This window comes from Pseudomonas sp. HP_08, from assembly GCF_055284095.1.
In genome coordinates this window covers 172,484-186,632 of the sequence record NZ_JBTOQC010000051.1, presented here as the reverse complement: position 1 = coordinate 186,632, position 14,149 = coordinate 172,484, and the positions used below count along the sequence as shown (strand labels likewise).

Genomic DNA, 14,149 nt, shown 5'->3' with positions numbered 1-14,149 from the left:
CAAGCCATGCTGCGGGCCATTATTGTGGTGAAGGCAATTTCACAGGTGCCACGACCGTACTCCAGAGCCGGCCCCTTGGATGGTCATTGCCGCTCACCACAAATTGCCACCCCCCTTCAAACTGAGCGGCTTGAATCGCAGCGGCAATCGCCAGCCATGACGAAGCCTCACCGGCTCGTCCCAGCAAGGCATCCAGATGGCACAGCGTCATGCCGGGTTGCAGAGGTATGGACAGGCGACTGTACATCTGGCTAAAACATGCATTGCGCCGCATATCGACACCCGCTCGCCAGCCTCGATAAATCTTCTGCCCGGATACAGCCGCCCATTCCAGCGCGTTCTCGGCAGCCTGCTGCAAAGACTCTGCATTGGGTTCACGCTCCTGCTCCGGCCGGTGCAGACAGGCGATGGGAGGCACAGTAGCTTTGTGCTTATTGCCCAGCAGCAACCTCAGCGCTACCTCAGCAGAACCTTTCAGGGGCTGCGGCGCAAGACGTACGGCAACGATCAACCCCAGTTCCTGATCAGACATAGGCCGCTCCAGCCACTGATCCACAGCATCCAGACCTGTGCGGTCTACTGCGATGGTCGTTTGGAGAATGCCTGACTCGGCCCACGCGCTTGCCAAAATCCGCTGCACCTGATCCTCGGGCAAGCCGCAGTCGATTTCCAGCAACAAGGCCAAGCGCGTGGTAGCAGGAACCTGTAGCAACGTCGGCGCCAGATCGGCAAGCACCTGTTTCAATGTTTGCAGCAGCACACTGTGAGGCGATCCTTCAATACCGGCCAACCGGCTATAACCCACAACGTCAGAGCCGAGTCTGGAAGGCTGCCGCTTGAGCGCCCTGCCATCACTGAGCATGGCTTGCAGTTGCGCGGCACCACTGCGGTCACCTGCCTGCCGCAAGCCGGTGTACAGGCTTGTACCCAGCACGTCCAAAGAGCGACGTCCAATCTTCATGAGTTTCTGACGGTGTTTTTCAAGATCTTCATTAAAGCGTGTGCTTAGAAAAAAAGGAATGTACTAAAAGGTCAGTCTGATTATAGTCACCGGGCTAAACACCAGCAACGCTGTGGACAGTATCGACGGCCATAACAAGTCACGACCAGCTAACACATCTGACCCCGCTACGAGCAGCACGACAAATAATGGCCACACCAACATCCAAAACCATACATGTGACTGTTCGGGCAGTTCGGCCTCTTCTGGAAGTTGATCCAGTCTCACCGGCATGAGGAATGCATTCCTGCTTCGGGCAATGACGAAATCACCGCAAGTACATGAAGTGGTACTGAACACATCACAGGATCACCCTGCCGAGCCACACCGATACCGCTGAATATCATGGCACTGGAGCCGGACATGACCGTGCCGCCACATGTGGTTTTATCGCCAATGCGGATGATGCCGTGCATAGTAAATCCTCGATAAGTAAATAATTCAGACTAAAGCTGGGTTACGGGTTTGCAAGCCCCTGACAATTTAATCAGTACACATACCTCTCAGAGGAGAGCAGTGACGATCATCCAACGGTTGCCGCTTTTCAAAATCAGGATCATCCGATACCGAATAATCAACCGATGAGCCATCGCTGTCATATTGCTTACGCCTGACCTCCCCGCAGCCAACGCAGCTATCCTATAGAATGGGTAACGCCTTACCCCCTGCCAACCTATAAACATCTTCTTTCCACATTGCGCCATCCCGATAACGGCTAATCAAATACCCATTCCGAGTTTCAAGATTGCACACATCACCGTTTGAAAAAATCAACTCGTCTAGCGAACGACTATCCGCATCGTAAATCAATATTCTTGAGCAAGCATTTACAGCGCTCGCCGGCATCCTGAATACAACCTCATGTATGCCGTCATCATTTAAGTCCTGCAGGAACACATCGTCATAAATATCTTCAATCCCTTCCATAAACTCAACGGGAATTGATAAAGGGTATGACCCACCCTGTTCAGTCACAGAAAACGCAACAGGCGACTTCCTGTCAATCTCCAATACAGGTTTTTTTTTGGGGGGGGGGGGGGGGTAGAGCATGAGCCCTAGCTAGCAAGGCAGCAGTCAAACCACCCACCAGTACAAGCCAATATCTCACGCGCCAACACTGGGCCATTTCAATTAATCAATCCAGAGCCCTCTATCAAAATAAGAAATATCCCAGCACATTTAAAGACATTTCCTACAAAGCAAGAAAGCGAGCCCATCACGAGGCCTTTGTTAATCAACACTCATAATTACTTAAAAAATACGACTTAACCCTAAGCATTCGGGCAATCAAGCAGATGTTTTCCGAAATTATCTCGTCGCAGCAATCACGAACAATCAGCAATCGATAAAGCTAGGGACATTAACTTAATGCCCCCCCTGTTTCATTACAAACCAAAAGCCGTTTTAATCAAGCAAGCCGCCACAACATAGGTACCGCCTTCCCTGAGCAGAATCTTGTTTGAACCCATGGTTCATTGCCTCACCGCTACGCACTTGATCTCCACCAGCAAACCCGGTTTTGCCAGTTCGCTCACGCCTATGCATGTCCATGCGCAAGTATTTCGAGGAAAGACCTTGTCCTTCACGCTTCTGAACAGCGGCATGTGGCGTTGCAGGTCAATGTGGTAAGTCGTCATATCCACCACATCTTCAAAACTGCAGCCGCCCGCTTGCAGGACAAGACGCAGGTTTTCCCAGGCAGCGAAAAACTGTTGTTCAGGGTCTTCGATTACCACCAACTCGGGTGTGCGGCCTACCTGCCCTGCGCAATAAAGCGTGGTACCGACCTTGATGGCGGGCGCGTAGCCGGCACGCTCGGAGAGTGATTTCATGCTGTCCGGGACGATGATCTGGCGGTCGCTCATGATGGTTGACGCTCAACGATTAATCGGAAGAGCAACCTATCCGATGCTCGCCTGTTCAACCAGCCATTCGATCAACACCTTTAACCGCCTGGGCATGATTTCGTGCGGCGGATGAACCAGAGAGTAGCCATACCCGGTCACCTCCCTGAAGCCACCGAATGGCAGCACCAGTTCGCCGCTGTCGATGTGCCTGCGCACCAGTTGCTCGCGCCCCATGGCAACGCCGGCATGATTGATTGCCGCCAGTGTGCTCAGGTCGGAGCGGTCAAAGGTCATGAAGCGGGCCGGCAGTTCGCGGGTGTCGTCCACCGCTTCCAGCCATGCACGCCACTCGGCATCGAACGCCATGTTTTCCCACGCGGCCACGTCATGCAACACCTTGCAGTCCGACAAGCGCTCTGGACGATCGATCAAACCGTGATCCCGGGCATATTGCGGGCTGCACACCGGCGCGATTCTTTCGGGCATCAGGCGCAGGCTTTCAAGCCCAGGGTAGTTGCCATTGGAATAGCACAGCATCAGGTCGATGCGCCGGGTGCGGAAGTCGATCGGCTCGTTACCGACCCGAATATCGAGTTGAATGGCAGGATAACGCGCTGTGAAATCGGCCAGTCTTGGCACCAGCCAGCCTTGCGCGACCGAAGGCCTGGCGTAGAAGCACAGTTGCCCTTCGATCTGTGCGTGCGAACGTTCTTTTACCGCCGCTGACAGCGTGTCCATGGTCTGCTGCATGACCTTGAAAATCCGCTCGCCATCGTCGGTGAGTTCGACTTTTCGCGGCAGCCGGTGGAACAGCTTGAGCGACAGCTCTTCTTCCAGGCGCGCGATGCGGTGACTGACCGCGCTGGCGGTCAGGCACAACTCATCGGCCGCGCGGGCGAAGCTCAAATGCCGGGCGGCCACCAGAAAGGTATGCAGGTTGGACAGATGCGCGCCATTGAGCCTGGGCGCCTGGGTCAAGCCCGATACGGGCATGGCTGCACTCCTGTTGTGTGGCTGTGCGTTCTGGTCAGTGCGCAGGATGTTGCAGCACACTGCCCTTTTCAAGATAGTCAGCGAACTCTGCCGCAGGCACCATGCTTCCGCCGGTCCCCCAGATCAGGTGCGTGGCGTTGGCCAACCGGGCCGCCGAAACACCCATACGTTGCAGATACGCCTCATTACCCAGTACCCGCACGATACCCGGCGCACCGGCCAGCGCTGAAGGCTCCAGTTTTACCTGCTCAAGTTCATGGGCCAGAAACATCAGGCGATAAAGTGCTTCATCTGTGACGGTGTAGTAACCATCGATAAGCCGCTGCATGGCCCGCCCGACAAAACCTGAAGGGCGCCCAACTGCCAACCCGTCGGCAGCCGTGACGTTGTCGATGCCAAAATCCTGAACACTCACTTGGTCATGCAGACCGGTATAGACCCCGAGCAGCATGCACGGTGAATGGGTCGGTTCGGCAAATACGCAGTGCACCGCATCACCAAAGACGAGCTTCAAGCCAAACGCAACTCCGCCAGGGCCGCCGCCCACGCCGCAGGGCAGGTAAACGAACAATGGATGATCGGCATCCACCTGCACGTTTTCCTGTGCAAACTGCCGGGCCAGACGTTCGGCGGCAACGGCATAGCCGAGGAACAAGTGCGGTGAGTTCTCATCGTCGATGAAGTAACACGCGGGATCGTTTTGCGCTTGCAAGCGACCGTTTTCGACCGCCACGCTGTAGTCGGACGCGTACTCGACAACCGTCACGCCACTGGCGCGCAGTTTGTCTTTCTTCCATTGTCGGGCGTCGGCGGACATATGCACCGTGGCCTGGAACCCCAGCGTTGCACTCATGATGCCGATGGATAAACCCAGGTTGCCTGTCGAGCCTACCGCGATCTTGTAGCGGCTGAAGAATGCCCGTGCCGTGTCACTGGCCAGCACTTCATAGTTGTCATCCAGCGTGATCAGTCCGGCTTGCAGCGCCAGGTCTTCAGCATGCTTGAGCACTTCATGAATACCCCCACGCGCCTTGATGGAGCCGGAGATCGGCAGTTCGCTGTCTTTTTTCAGCCACAGCGAACCGCTATTCGCGATACCGGCCTCACTCAACAACCGTTGCTGCAATAACGTGAGCGGAACAATCCCGGACTCGATGATGCCGCCCGCTGCCGCGGTTTCCGGGAACACGCTGGCGATATAAGGCGCGAAGCGGCGCAGGCGTTCACTGGCGGCGTTGACATCGTCGACTGTCAGGCCAACATCGGCCAAGGCCTGTGAAGCCGGCGCAATCGCCGGATTGAACCAGGTGGTTTCCTGCAATGAAACCAGATCCTTGATAACAGGATGGCTTTGATACCAGGTGTCGAGCGTCTTGCCGTGAATCATGGGAACGACCTGTCGTGAGAACGTGTGCATGGATTAGATTTCAAGCCTTTGGCGTTCACAAACGATCGTTCGTCAGGCACTGGATGACGCCTGTTCACTTACGCTTCACGCCGGTTGCGCCACCGGCTTTGCCGCAGCCGCCGCAGGTGCCGGCGTGATCGACAATACAAGCAACGCCGCAATCAGGCACAACAGCCCCGCGACAAAAAACGCCGGCAGGTAAGTCGCCAGATTCGTGCGTGTCCAGCCGGCGCCGTAGGCCGCACACGCCGCGCCTAACTGATGCCCGGCGAAAATCCAGCCGAAGACGATGTTGGCACGCGCTGGTCCAAAACGTTGTGCGGTCAGTTTGACGGTGGGCGGCACGGTGGCGATCCAGTCCAGGCCGTACAGCAAGGCAAAGATCGACAGGCCGAACAGGGTGAAATCCGAAAACGGCAGCAGCATCAGGGCAATACCGCGCAGCCCGTAGTACCAGAACAGCAGCCAGCGATTATCGAAACGGTCCGAGAGCCAGCCCGAGCCGACGGTGCCGATGAAATCGAAGATCCCCATCATCGCCAGCACCCCGGCAGCGGTGGTCGCAACGATGCCGTAGTCCCCGCACAGGCTGACGAAGTGGGTCTGGATCAGGCCATTGGTGCTGGCGCCGCAGATGAAAAAGGTCAGGAACAGCACCCAGAAGGTCCAGCTGGAACTGACCTCGACCAGCACCTTGATCGGGCTGGCCAGCATCTGCGCCATGCTCGCGGTGCGTGCGGCGGGCGGTTCGGCCTTGTCGTCGCCGTAGGCCGGCAGGTCGAGATCGGCGGGGTGATTGCGCATCAGCAGGAACACCGCCAGCGCCACCAGCGCAATCGCCACCCCGATGTAGCCCAGCGCGACGCGCCAGCCGTAGGCTTCGGTCAGGCCGGCCATGATCGGCATGAACACCAGTTGCCCGGTGGCCGAACTGGCCGCCAGTAACCCGAGCGCCAGACCGCGCCGCTGGCTGAACCAGCGCGTGGCGACCGTGGCGCCGAGTACCATGGCGGTCAGCCCGGTGCCGAAACCGACCAGCAATCCCCAGAGCACGACCAACTGCCAGAACTGGGTCATGAACAGCGACAAGCCAAGTCCTGTGGCGACGATGCCCAGCGCCGTCAGCATCACCCGGCGCACGCCGTAGTAGTTCATGAACACCGCTGCAAACGGCCCGATCAGACCGAACAAGGCAAAACGCAGCGCCAGCGCCGCCGAGATATCGGCGGTGTCCCAGCCGAATTCCATACGCAGCGGCGTGATCAACACGCCCGGTGCGCCGATGGCACCGGCCATCACCAGCATGGTCAGGAAGGTGACGGTCAGGGCGACCCAACTGTAGTGAATCTTGCGGCGGGCCAGCGAGGTCGCCAGAGCGGTCGAGAGCATAATGACGGTTCCATGATGTGTGTAATTGCACATGTATAAGCAAAAAAAATCAGTCGCCCGCCGAAACCTGCAACGACTCGCGAATCGCCACGGCGCGTTCAGCGCCCACAAGGTCTTCGTACTCCTGCTGCGCCGCCAGCCAGAACGGCCTGGCCTCCTTGACCTTGAGCAAGCCTTGCTCCGAAAGCGCCAGCCGCAGCGCAGCACGCGGCCCTTCGGCCCGGCTGTGAATCAACCCCTCGGCCTGCAACGGCTTGAGTGCCCTGACCAGCGTGGTTCTTTCCATGACCATGGCCTCGGCCAGCTCGGCAATGGCGATGTCGGGATTTTTATTGACCAGCACGAGGATGGAAAACTGCGAGATCGAGATGTTCGCGGCAGACAAATGCCGGTCGTACAGCCGGGTCAGAAAGCGCGCATGGCGCCTGACGGCATGACAGTGGCAGAGCCCGGTGGCTTGGGATTTATTCATGAGCCGATCATATGTGCAATTACACAGATGTCAATGGCAACTTTACGCCTCAATGACGTCCAATACGCCAAGGGCATGCCTGTTCACTTGCAGAAAATGCAATTGACGGCCTGCCGAAAAACACAGGAAGGTCTTGGTCCATCCTGTTCAACCACCCAGCGAGGCATTCATGACCCAGCGACAATCCATCATCGACCTGTCCGACGGCAAACAGATCCCGCAACTGGGCCTGGGCGTCTGGCAAGCCAGCCCGGAACAGGCGCGCACCGCCGTCAGCCAGGCCTTGCAGATCGGCTATCGGCACATCGACACGGCCGCCATCTACGGCAACGAAGAAGGTGTCGGCGCCGGTATCCGCGATGCCGGTCTCGGCCGTGACCAGGTGTTCGTCACCACCAAGGTCTGGAACGCTGACCAGGGCTTTGCGGCCGCAGGCCTGGCGCTGGAACAAAGCCTGAGCCGCCTGCAACTCGACTATGTCGACCTGCTGCTGATCCACTGGCCGACGCCCGCCAAAAACCTCTACGTCGACACCTGGCGTGCCCTGATCAAGGCTCAGGAGCAAGGCAAGGTGCGCTCGATCGGTGTGTCGAACTTTACCGGCGAGCACCTGCAACGGCTGATTGACGAGACCGGCGTCGCCCCGGTGTTGAACCAGATCGAACTGCACCCGTCGTTGCAGCAACGCGAGCTGCGCCGCCTTCATGAGCAACTGGGCATTCGCACCCAGTCATGGAGCCCGCTGGGCCAGGGCAAGGCGCTGGACAATCCAGTGATCAAGAACATTGCCGCCCGGCACAACCGCAGCAGCGCCCAGGTGATCATTCGCTGGCACCTGCAACTGGGGCTGATCGCCATTCCCAAATCGGTGACCGAATCGCGCATTGCGGAAAACTTTCAGGTGTTCGATTTCCAGCTCGATGCCGAGGACCTGGCGGCCATTGCGACGCTCGACAGCGGCGAGCGTCTGGGGCCGGATCCTGAGACGTTGAACTGAGTTTCAGAGCGGCAACGGCCGGCCCGCGATCACCTGCTTCATCACCAGTGTCGAGGTCAGCCGTTGCACATTGGGTAAGCGGGTCAGGCGCTCGTCATACAAACGCTGAAAGGCTGGCAAATCCTTGCTGATCACATGCAGCAGATAATCCGGGTCGCCGAACAGCCGCTGTGCTTCGACCACTTGCGCGATGTCTTGCAGCGCCGTTTCAAAAGCGATAACCGCTTCGCTGTTGCCTTCGCGCATGGTTACGAATACCAGTGCAGAAAAATTCAAACCGACCGCTTCCGGCGCCAGCTGGGCGCGGTAACCCTTGATCACGCCGCCCTCTTCCAGCGCCCGTAATCGACGGTGACACGGCGACAGGCTCAAGCCCACCCGCTCGGCCAGTTCGGTGACCGACAAGCGACCGTCGGATTGCAACTCGGCAAGAATCTTTTTATCAGTGCGATCCATAAGCAAGAATCTACCCCTTTTGCAGCTTTATTCTGGAAGATTTGGAAGCCAATTCTAGCAGCATCTCTTTATCGTTCTTTTTCCGATATCCCTTGAGAGAAAGAACCCATGCCGTCTTGCATTTCTGCTTCAGCCACCCCGATGACACCCCGAGTCGCAGCCCGATGAGCGCCAGCCTGTTGGCCGCGTTCTGGGCCGTGTCGTTGTTGTTCATCATCACGCCCGGCGTCGACTGGGCCTACATGATCTCGGCGGGCATGCGCGGCAACAGTGTGGTGCCGGCAGCCGGCGGGCTGTTATCCGGGCACCTGGCAGCCACGCTGGTGGTCGCCGCCGGGGTCGGCACGATCGTGGCGGGCACACCGGTGGCGATGGCCGTGCTGACGTTGGCCGGTGCCGGCTATCTGCTGTGGCTGGGCGTCAACCTGCTGCTCAAGCCGGCAACGCCTGCGGCCGGTGAGATTCAGGCGCCGGCGTCCTGGACTCACTGGACACTGAAAGGCGCCTGCGTCAGCGGACTGAACCCGAAAGTCTTCCTGTTGTTTCTGGCGCTGTTGCCGCAATTTACCGACCCCGATGGCAGCTGGCCGATACCGTTGCAGATCGTCGCCATGGGTCTGTTGCATGTGTGCAGTTGCGCGGTGGTTTACCTGCTGGTCGGATTCAGCGCTCAGGCGGTGCTGCGCACACGTCCGGCAGCGGCGCGGATCGTCGGGCGAATTTCCGGGATGGCCATGATCGTCATTGCCGCAGCATTGCTGCTTGAACATCTACTATGATGGCGCTCCACATCAAGGAGCGCCCATGGAACTGATCGACTGGCAGGATTTCACCAAGGTCCAACTGCGCGTCGGCCGCATTGTGTCCGCCGAACCCTTTGAGAAGGCGCGCAAGCCCGCCTATATCCTTCACGTCGATTTCGGCGAAGAGCTGGGCATCAAGAAATCCAGCGCCCAGATCACCGATCACTACGCCGCTGACGCGCTGATCGGCAAGCTGGTGGTCGCCGTGGTGAATTTTCCCAGGAAGCAGATCGGCCCGATTCAGTCCGAATGCCTGGTCACCGGCTTTCATGATGAAAACGGCGCCGTGGCCTTATGCGTACCGGATCTGAATGTGCCGCTGGGTACGCGCTTGCTGTAACCCCTGCACACCGTAGAATTGCTGACCACCCCACTCCCAGGAAGGAAGACATGGCTGACAAACAGCACCACTACCCGGTCCAGGTCGTATGGACCGGTAACCAGGGCACCGGCACGGCCTCCTACCGTGGCTACAGTCGCAACCATGACATCAAGGTCGCCGGCAAGCAGACCCTTGAAGGTTCATCCGACCCCAGTTTTCGCGGCGATCCCGCCCGCTGGAACCCGGAAGAACTGCTGGTGGCCTCGCTCTCGGCCTGTCACAAACTCTGGTACCTGGGCCTGTGCGCCGAAGCCGGGCTCGTCGTGCTGGCCTACGAGGACAACGCGCACGGTGCCATGCTCGAGCAAGCCGATGGCGCGGGGCAATTCACCTCGGTGGTGTTGAGGCCGAAGGTGGTTCTGGCACCAGGCACCGACCTTGAAAAAGCGCATGAGCTGCATCGGGTCGCTCACGAGAAATGCTTCATCGCCCGCTCGGTGAATTTTCCGGTCAGCCATGAACCTGAATTGTCGGTCAGTGCGGTTGCCTGACACGACAATCATGGGCCGCCAGCGCTGTATCAGGGCTTGCCCAGATACCCCGGCAGGCCCTCGACGCGTTGCAGCCAGCGGTTCACATGCGGATAAGGCTGCAGGTGCACGCCGCCTTCCGGCGCCAGCGCCACGTACGGGTACACCGCGCAGTCGGCAATGCTCGGCCGGCCGATGGCCAGCCAGTCGTGCTGCTGCAGGTGGGCGTCGAGCACTGCCAGGGTTCGTACGGACTTTTCCAGTGCTGCCGCCTTGTCCAGCGCATAGCCAAACTTGTCGACCAGGCGGGCCGCACACAAGCTGTGCTGCACCTCATTGGCGGCAAACGATAGCCACTGCACAATCTGCGCCTGGGCGGCCGCTTCGCCGGGCCACCAGGCAAGGCCGCCATAAGTGCCGGCCAGGTGCACCAGAATGGCCTGTGAATCACGCAGCAGCGTCTTGCCGTCGACCAGCACCGGCACTTGCGCCAGCGGATTGAGCTCGATAAAAGGCGCACGCAAATGTTCGCCCCCTGCCAGGTCCACCGGCACGATGTCCAGCTCGATGCGTGCCAGGGCGGCGAACAGCCGGACCTTGTAGCAGTTGCCGGACAATGTCAGGTCATAGAGTTTCATGCGTCTGCGCCTTCTGCGATCAGTTGATTGAATTCCAGTACATTGCCGTCCGGGTCGCGGATAAACAGCGCGATGCGCCGTGGTCCGATGCGGTGCGGGCCTTGGGTAATGCGGATGCCCTGCTCGCCCAGCCAGCCCTGCAAGGCCTCGAGGTCGTCGACGATAAAAGCCGGATGGGTGATGCCCGGCAGCTTGATCGCCGCGTCGAGCAAGACGTTATGCGCGGCGGGCAAGCGGGCGCCGTTGAAGATCAGGTTGATGCGCACGCCGTCCGGGCTGAGCATCTCGTTGGCTTCATGCTCGACAAAGCGATCGCTTTCGACAAAGCCCAGCGCCTGGTAGAAGCTCAGGGCACGCTGCTTGTCGCTGACGCGGATGCCGATATGATCGTAGGCCATGATCCGCGCCGGATTGAGCGGACGTACAAGGTTACTGACAGGATTTTCAAGCGTGGCTGGGCTGTGCATGATCGGGATGCTCCGTGGCAATGATTCACCGGCACAGTCTGGCGGTTGCAGGCGCCCGAACCTATACCGCGCACCTGACAACACTTATGCACTTACTGCACAGATCAGAGAGGATCAATGGACCGGCTCAAGGCCATGGCCAACTTCATACGCATTAATGACAGCGGCAGCCTGAGTGCAGCGGCCGACAGCACGGGCCAATCGGTGGCTTCACTGGTGCGCTCGCTGGCGGCACTGGAAAAACACCTCGGCGTGCGCCTGCTCAACCGCAGCACCCGTCGCATGGCATTGACCGAGGAAGGTACCGAGTACCTGGCCTGGAGCCGGCGCATGCTCGCCGATTTCGATGCGATGGAGCAGCGGCTCGATGCCCGCCACGATCGCCCGGCCGGGCTGTTGCGGCTCACCGCGCCGGTGGAGTTCGGCCAGCGCTACATCGCCCCGCTGGTCAACGATTTTCTCAAGGCGCACGCCGACATGCGCATTGAGCTGACCCTTGATGACCGCATCGTTGACCTGCTCGACGATGGCCTGGACCTGGCGATCCGCATTGGCCGCCTGCCCGACTCCTCGATGGTTGCGCGCAATGTCGGGCGCACGCGGCTGATTACCTGCGCCAGCCCTGATTACCTCCACAGCGCCGCGCCCCTCGACAGCCCGGAAATGCTCCAGCAGCACGCCTGCATCGCCATCGCCGGTCAAGGCCGGCACTGGTATTTTCGCCAGGGCAAAACCGAACAGGTGCACAGCGTGCAGCCGCGCCTGACCACCAACCAGATCCGCTCGACCCGTCTGGCTTGCGTGCAGGGCCTGGGCATTGCGCGGCTGTTGCACTATCAGGTCTGGGAAGAGCTGCAAACCGGGCGTCTGCAACGGGTCCTGCAGGACTTCGAACCCGAAGACCTGCCGGTGCAACTGGTCTACCCGCATGCGCAGATGCTGTCGTCACGGGTGCGGGCATTTATCGACTGGGCCTGCCCGAGATTACAAACTCAGGTGCCGAACCCCGACCTGACTGATAGCCAATAGACATCAACCTTCTGGATCTGCATCATGCGCGCCCGGATTGATAACTTCAAAGGACGAAACGATGATGTTGCGCAGTGCGCTTCTGCTGCTGTTGACCCTGTTGGCTGGAACAGCCACCGCCAGCAGTCTCGATTGCAGCCAGGCGGCCGGCTTTGCCGACAAGACGATCTGTCGCGATCAAGTGCTGAGCGAAATGAATGACGCCCTGAACCTGGTGTACCGCGAAGCCTTGCAGGTCAGCCGCAACCCGGCAGCCTTGCAAAGCAACCAGCAACAGTGGTTGGCGACGCAAAACGCCTGCACGGTTGCCAAATGCGTCGACGACGGCATCACCTCACGAATGAACGCCCTCAACCAGCTCATCCGTGCCGAGCGCACGCCGGTCAAGGTCAACAACGAAGCGAGCAGTCCAGCCCTGGAAAAAGGCCTGTGGCAGCGCTTTGTCGATGGGCCGGCGTGGAAATACGCCCTGACCCTGCTGGTGATCGGTGTCGTGGCCTGCGTGTTCCTGCATCGGCGCGAGACACTGACCGTCTATACCAACTTCACCGATGCACTGGTCACCAACCTTGTGCCGCTTGGCGCGCTGATCGTCTGGGGCGTGCTGGCCTGGCTGGAACTGCCCTCGCCGATCCCGCAGGCCATCGCCGTCATGGTGCTGGTGCTGGCGGCGGTGTTCGCCTGGATCAGCTCATGGAACGCCAACGATGCGCTGTGGAAAGTCGTCGCGTCGTTTCTGTGCAAGATGATCCTGGTCAGCGTCTTTTATGCGCTGGTGCTGTTCCTGCTGCTTCTGTTGATGCCGACCCGCAAGAAGGGCGAAAGCCGCCGTGAAGCTGAAATTCGCAACTATAACCAGCAGGTTGTCGCTGATGTTGTCGTCCACGAGATGAGCTACGCCTACACTTTCCTCAGTGTCTGGCTGTGCCGTTATGTCGAGTTCAGCTCCCTTGTCGATTGCATGACGCACTACGCGAACTACCCGCAAATTGAAGAACAGGCGTGAGCCAATGTCTTGCAGGAGTGACGCGCTTGATCTGTGGGCCCTTCATTTTTCGTAGTAAATCTTGACCGGGTAGTTGTAGTTTCGTCCTCGCTCCGCGCACCACTCCGGGAAGCCGCCCTGGGGATTTTCCGAATAGGCTTTCCAGTCCGCGATGAGGCGATCGAAATAGTGCACTTCAGATGTCAGGTGAGCCAGCGCCTCGGGATCAGGGGCTTTTGCTATGAGGCTTCTGGCACGTTCCAGCGCTGAGATCGCCTCGTCAACGCTGCCCAGGAACATCGACTCGTCAAGATGATGGGTGGCGTGGTCAGCCCATCCAAGTGCGAAGTCGATCAGTATCGTCCGCACAGGCCTGTCTTCGGGGCACAGAGCAAGTGCTCGGGTCAGCAGTTCGGGGTCGCGGTGGAGTATCCCGAGCCATCGCACAGGCAAGTTTGCTCCAGCATCTTCCTCCATCCATGCCCTCAACGTAGGCACCAGAAAACGAGCGGTGAGCGGCTGGGTCAGAAACTGATGGGATTCCGAGGTCCGCGAATTGGCTTCCAGGATTTCGATTGCCGCGCGACGTGCTGTGGCGCTGTCAAACGAACGTGATGCGACGAGAAACCCTTCAAGTGCAGAAAATGCTTCGCGACGTAGCCCTTGTTCTCGATATCGACAATAGCTCGCCAGTGGCTTCAGGTCGGGATCTGCATCCAGGCTTTGCGCAAGCGTCAGAAGCCCTTCGAAATTATCTTTGTTCCAGTAATACATGGTGGTACGTCCCGATAGGTGATCATCCAGATGTTCTGT

The 14,149-nt window shown here is 59.0% G+C and carries 18 protein-coding genes; 6 read left to right on the top strand and 12 right to left on the bottom strand.

Annotation, left to right across the window (positions count from 1 at the left end; translation table 11 throughout):
• Positions 1 to 19: 19 nt before the first annotated feature.
• The 8 genes from ACYAS9_RS27330 to ACYAS9_RS27295 all read right to left on the bottom strand — a co-directional run bounded on the left by ACYAS9_RS27330 (position 20) and on the right by ACYAS9_RS27295 (position 7,109).
• The gene (locus tag ACYAS9_RS27330) at positions 20 to 961 is read right to left on the bottom strand and encodes a hypothetical protein (RefSeq protein WP_463571555.1); all 942 of its coding nucleotides are present in this window, start codon (positions 959 to 961) and stop codon (positions 20 to 22) included.
• A 263-nt stretch (positions 962 to 1,224) separates the two neighbouring features.
• The gene (locus ACYAS9_RS27325; RefSeq protein ID WP_463571553.1) at positions 1,225 to 1,416 is read right to left on the bottom strand and encodes a PAAR domain-containing protein; all 192 of its coding nucleotides are present in this window, start codon (positions 1,414 to 1,416) and stop codon (positions 1,225 to 1,227) included.
• Positions 1,417 to 1,639: 223 nt separating this feature from the next.
• A complete protein-coding gene (locus ACYAS9_RS27320) occupies positions 1,640 to 2,050 on the bottom strand; it encodes a hypothetical protein (RefSeq protein ID WP_463571551.1) in 411 nt (136 codons plus the stop codon).
• 422 nt (positions 2,051 to 2,472) lie between these two features.
• Complete coding sequence (locus tag ACYAS9_RS27315) at positions 2,473 to 2,865, bottom strand: RidA family protein (protein WP_463571549.1); 393 nt, start codon at positions 2,863 to 2,865, stop codon at positions 2,473 to 2,475.
• A gap of 36 nt (positions 2,866 to 2,901) precedes the next feature.
• On the bottom strand, positions 2,902 to 3,840 hold the full coding sequence (gene dsdC, locus ACYAS9_RS27310; protein WP_463571548.1) for a DNA-binding transcriptional regulator DsdC: 939 nt from the start codon (positions 3,838 to 3,840) through the stop codon (positions 2,902 to 2,904).
• Between the two features lie 34 nt (positions 3,841 to 3,874).
• Positions 3,875 to 5,227 carry a D-serine ammonia-lyase gene (locus ACYAS9_RS27305; protein WP_463571547.1) on the bottom strand — a complete coding sequence of 451 codons (1,353 nt, stop codon included), beginning with the start codon at positions 5,225 to 5,227 and terminating at the stop codon, positions 3,875 to 3,877.
• Positions 5,228 to 5,332: 105 nt separating this feature from the next.
• A complete protein-coding gene (locus tag ACYAS9_RS27300) occupies positions 5,333 to 6,637 on the bottom strand; it encodes an MFS transporter (RefSeq protein WP_463571546.1) in 1,305 nt (434 codons plus the stop codon).
• A 49-nt stretch (positions 6,638 to 6,686) separates the two neighbouring features.
• Positions 6,687 to 7,109, bottom strand: coding sequence for a MarR family winged helix-turn-helix transcriptional regulator (locus ACYAS9_RS27295; protein ID WP_463571545.1), 423 nt, complete (start codon positions 7,107 to 7,109; stop codon positions 6,687 to 6,689).
• A 169-nt stretch (positions 7,110 to 7,278) separates the two neighbouring features.
• Between ACYAS9_RS27295 and ACYAS9_RS27290 the strand changes: the two genes are divergently transcribed.
• Complete coding sequence (locus ACYAS9_RS27290; protein ID WP_463571543.1) at positions 7,279 to 8,106, top strand: aldo/keto reductase; 828 nt, start codon at positions 7,279 to 7,281, stop codon at positions 8,104 to 8,106.
• 3 nt (positions 8,107 to 8,109) lie between these two features.
• Here ACYAS9_RS27290 and ACYAS9_RS27285 read toward each other — a convergent pair whose 3' ends face one another.
• Complete coding sequence (locus ACYAS9_RS27285) at positions 8,110 to 8,562, bottom strand: Lrp/AsnC family transcriptional regulator (RefSeq protein ID WP_463571542.1); 453 nt, start codon at positions 8,560 to 8,562, stop codon at positions 8,110 to 8,112.
• Positions 8,563 to 8,726: 164 nt separating this feature from the next.
• Here ACYAS9_RS27285 and ACYAS9_RS27280 point away from each other — a divergent pair, with 164 nt between their 5' ends.
• Genes ACYAS9_RS27280 through ACYAS9_RS27270 form a run of 3 tightly spaced genes read left to right on the top strand, consistent with a single transcriptional unit; the run spans position 8,727 to position 10,238 of the window.
• Positions 8,727 to 9,341 carry a LysE family translocator gene (locus ACYAS9_RS27280; RefSeq protein WP_463571700.1) on the top strand — a complete coding sequence of 205 codons (615 nt, stop codon included), beginning with the start codon at positions 8,727 to 8,729 and terminating at the stop codon, positions 9,339 to 9,341.
• Positions 9,342 to 9,366: 25 nt separating this feature from the next.
• Complete coding sequence (locus tag ACYAS9_RS27275) at positions 9,367 to 9,705, top strand: tRNA-binding protein (RefSeq protein WP_459745598.1); 339 nt, start codon at positions 9,367 to 9,369, stop codon at positions 9,703 to 9,705.
• Positions 9,706 to 9,755: 50 nt separating this feature from the next.
• A complete protein-coding gene (locus ACYAS9_RS27270) occupies positions 9,756 to 10,238 on the top strand; it encodes an OsmC family protein (RefSeq protein WP_463571540.1) in 483 nt (160 codons plus the stop codon).
• 29 nt (positions 10,239 to 10,267) lie between these two features.
• Here the strand turns inward: ACYAS9_RS27270 and ACYAS9_RS27265 are convergent, their stop codons facing one another.
• Both ACYAS9_RS27265 and ACYAS9_RS27260 read right to left on the bottom strand, forming a co-directional pair.
• Positions 10,268 to 10,855: a glutathione S-transferase family protein gene (locus ACYAS9_RS27265; protein ID WP_463571539.1), complete on the bottom strand. Its 588-nt coding sequence runs from the start codon at positions 10,853 to 10,855 to the stop codon at positions 10,268 to 10,270.
• Positions 10,852 to 11,322, bottom strand: coding sequence for a VOC family protein (locus tag ACYAS9_RS27260; RefSeq protein WP_463571537.1), 471 nt, complete (start codon positions 11,320 to 11,322; stop codon positions 10,852 to 10,854). Before ACYAS9_RS27260 ends, ACYAS9_RS27265 begins: the two co-directional genes overlap by 4 nt.
• A 117-nt stretch (positions 11,323 to 11,439) precedes the next feature.
• Between ACYAS9_RS27260 and ACYAS9_RS27255 the strand changes: the two genes are divergently transcribed.
• Both ACYAS9_RS27255 and ACYAS9_RS27250 read left to right on the top strand, forming a co-directional pair.
• A complete protein-coding gene (locus ACYAS9_RS27255) occupies positions 11,440 to 12,351 on the top strand; it encodes a LysR family transcriptional regulator (RefSeq protein ID WP_463571536.1) in 912 nt (303 codons plus the stop codon).
• A gap of 61 nt (positions 12,352 to 12,412) precedes the next feature.
• Positions 12,413 to 13,357, top strand: coding sequence for a lysozyme inhibitor LprI family protein (locus ACYAS9_RS27250; RefSeq protein ID WP_463571535.1), 945 nt, complete (start codon positions 12,413 to 12,415; stop codon positions 13,355 to 13,357).
• Between the two features lie 42 nt (positions 13,358 to 13,399).
• On the opposite strand, the gene ACYAS9_RS27245 is transcribed toward ACYAS9_RS27250, so the two are convergent.
• Positions 13,400 to 14,110, bottom strand: coding sequence for a hypothetical protein (locus ACYAS9_RS27245; RefSeq protein WP_463571533.1), 711 nt, complete (start codon positions 14,108 to 14,110; stop codon positions 13,400 to 13,402).
• Positions 14,111 to 14,149 lie beyond the last annotated feature (39 nt).

Excerpts from the sequence above, each read along its gene's own strand:
- ACYAS9_RS27330 (WP_463571555.1), bottom strand. The coding sequence starts at position 961 with ATGAAGATTGGACGTCGCTCTTTGGACGTGCTGGGTACAAGCCTGTAC.
- ACYAS9_RS27325 (WP_463571553.1), bottom strand. The coding sequence starts at position 1,416 with ATGCACGGCATCATCCGCATTGGCGATAAAACCACATGTGGCGGCACG.
- ACYAS9_RS27320 (WP_463571551.1), bottom strand. The coding sequence starts at position 2,050 with ATGCTCTACCCCCCCCCCCCCCCCAAAAAAAAACCTGTATTGGAGATT.
- ACYAS9_RS27315 (WP_463571549.1), bottom strand. The coding sequence starts at position 2,865 with ATGAGCGACCGCCAGATCATCGTCCCGGACAGCATGAAATCACTCTCC.
- dsdC (WP_463571548.1), bottom strand. The coding sequence starts at position 3,840 with ATGCCCGTATCGGGCTTGACCCAGGCGCCCAGGCTCAATGGCGCGCAT.
- ACYAS9_RS27305 (WP_463571547.1), bottom strand. The coding sequence starts at position 5,227 with ATGATTCACGGCAAGACGCTCGACACCTGGTATCAAAGCCATCCTGTT.
- ACYAS9_RS27300 (WP_463571546.1), bottom strand. The coding sequence starts at position 6,637 with ATGCTCTCGACCGCTCTGGCGACCTCGCTGGCCCGCCGCAAGATTCAC.
- ACYAS9_RS27295 (WP_463571545.1), bottom strand. The coding sequence starts at position 7,109 with ATGAATAAATCCCAAGCCACCGGGCTCTGCCACTGTCATGCCGTCAGG.
- ACYAS9_RS27290 (WP_463571543.1), top strand. The coding sequence starts at position 7,279 with ATGACCCAGCGACAATCCATCATCGACCTGTCCGACGGCAAACAGATC.
- ACYAS9_RS27285 (WP_463571542.1), bottom strand. The coding sequence starts at position 8,562 with ATGGATCGCACTGATAAAAAGATTCTTGCCGAGTTGCAATCCGACGGT.
- ACYAS9_RS27280 (WP_463571700.1), top strand. The coding sequence starts at position 8,727 with ATGAGCGCCAGCCTGTTGGCCGCGTTCTGGGCCGTGTCGTTGTTGTTC.
- ACYAS9_RS27275 (WP_459745598.1), top strand. The coding sequence starts at position 9,367 with ATGGAACTGATCGACTGGCAGGATTTCACCAAGGTCCAACTGCGCGTC.
- ACYAS9_RS27270 (WP_463571540.1), top strand. The coding sequence starts at position 9,756 with ATGGCTGACAAACAGCACCACTACCCGGTCCAGGTCGTATGGACCGGT.
- ACYAS9_RS27265 (WP_463571539.1), bottom strand. The coding sequence starts at position 10,855 with ATGAAACTCTATGACCTGACATTGTCCGGCAACTGCTACAAGGTCCGG.
- ACYAS9_RS27260 (WP_463571537.1), bottom strand. The coding sequence starts at position 11,322 with ATGCACAGCCCAGCCACGCTTGAAAATCCTGTCAGTAACCTTGTACGT.
- ACYAS9_RS27255 (WP_463571536.1), top strand. The coding sequence starts at position 11,440 with ATGGACCGGCTCAAGGCCATGGCCAACTTCATACGCATTAATGACAGC.
- ACYAS9_RS27250 (WP_463571535.1), top strand. The coding sequence starts at position 12,413 with ATGATGTTGCGCAGTGCGCTTCTGCTGCTGTTGACCCTGTTGGCTGGA.
- ACYAS9_RS27245 (WP_463571533.1), bottom strand. The coding sequence starts at position 14,110 with ATGTATTACTGGAACAAAGATAATTTCGAAGGGCTTCTGACGCTTGCG.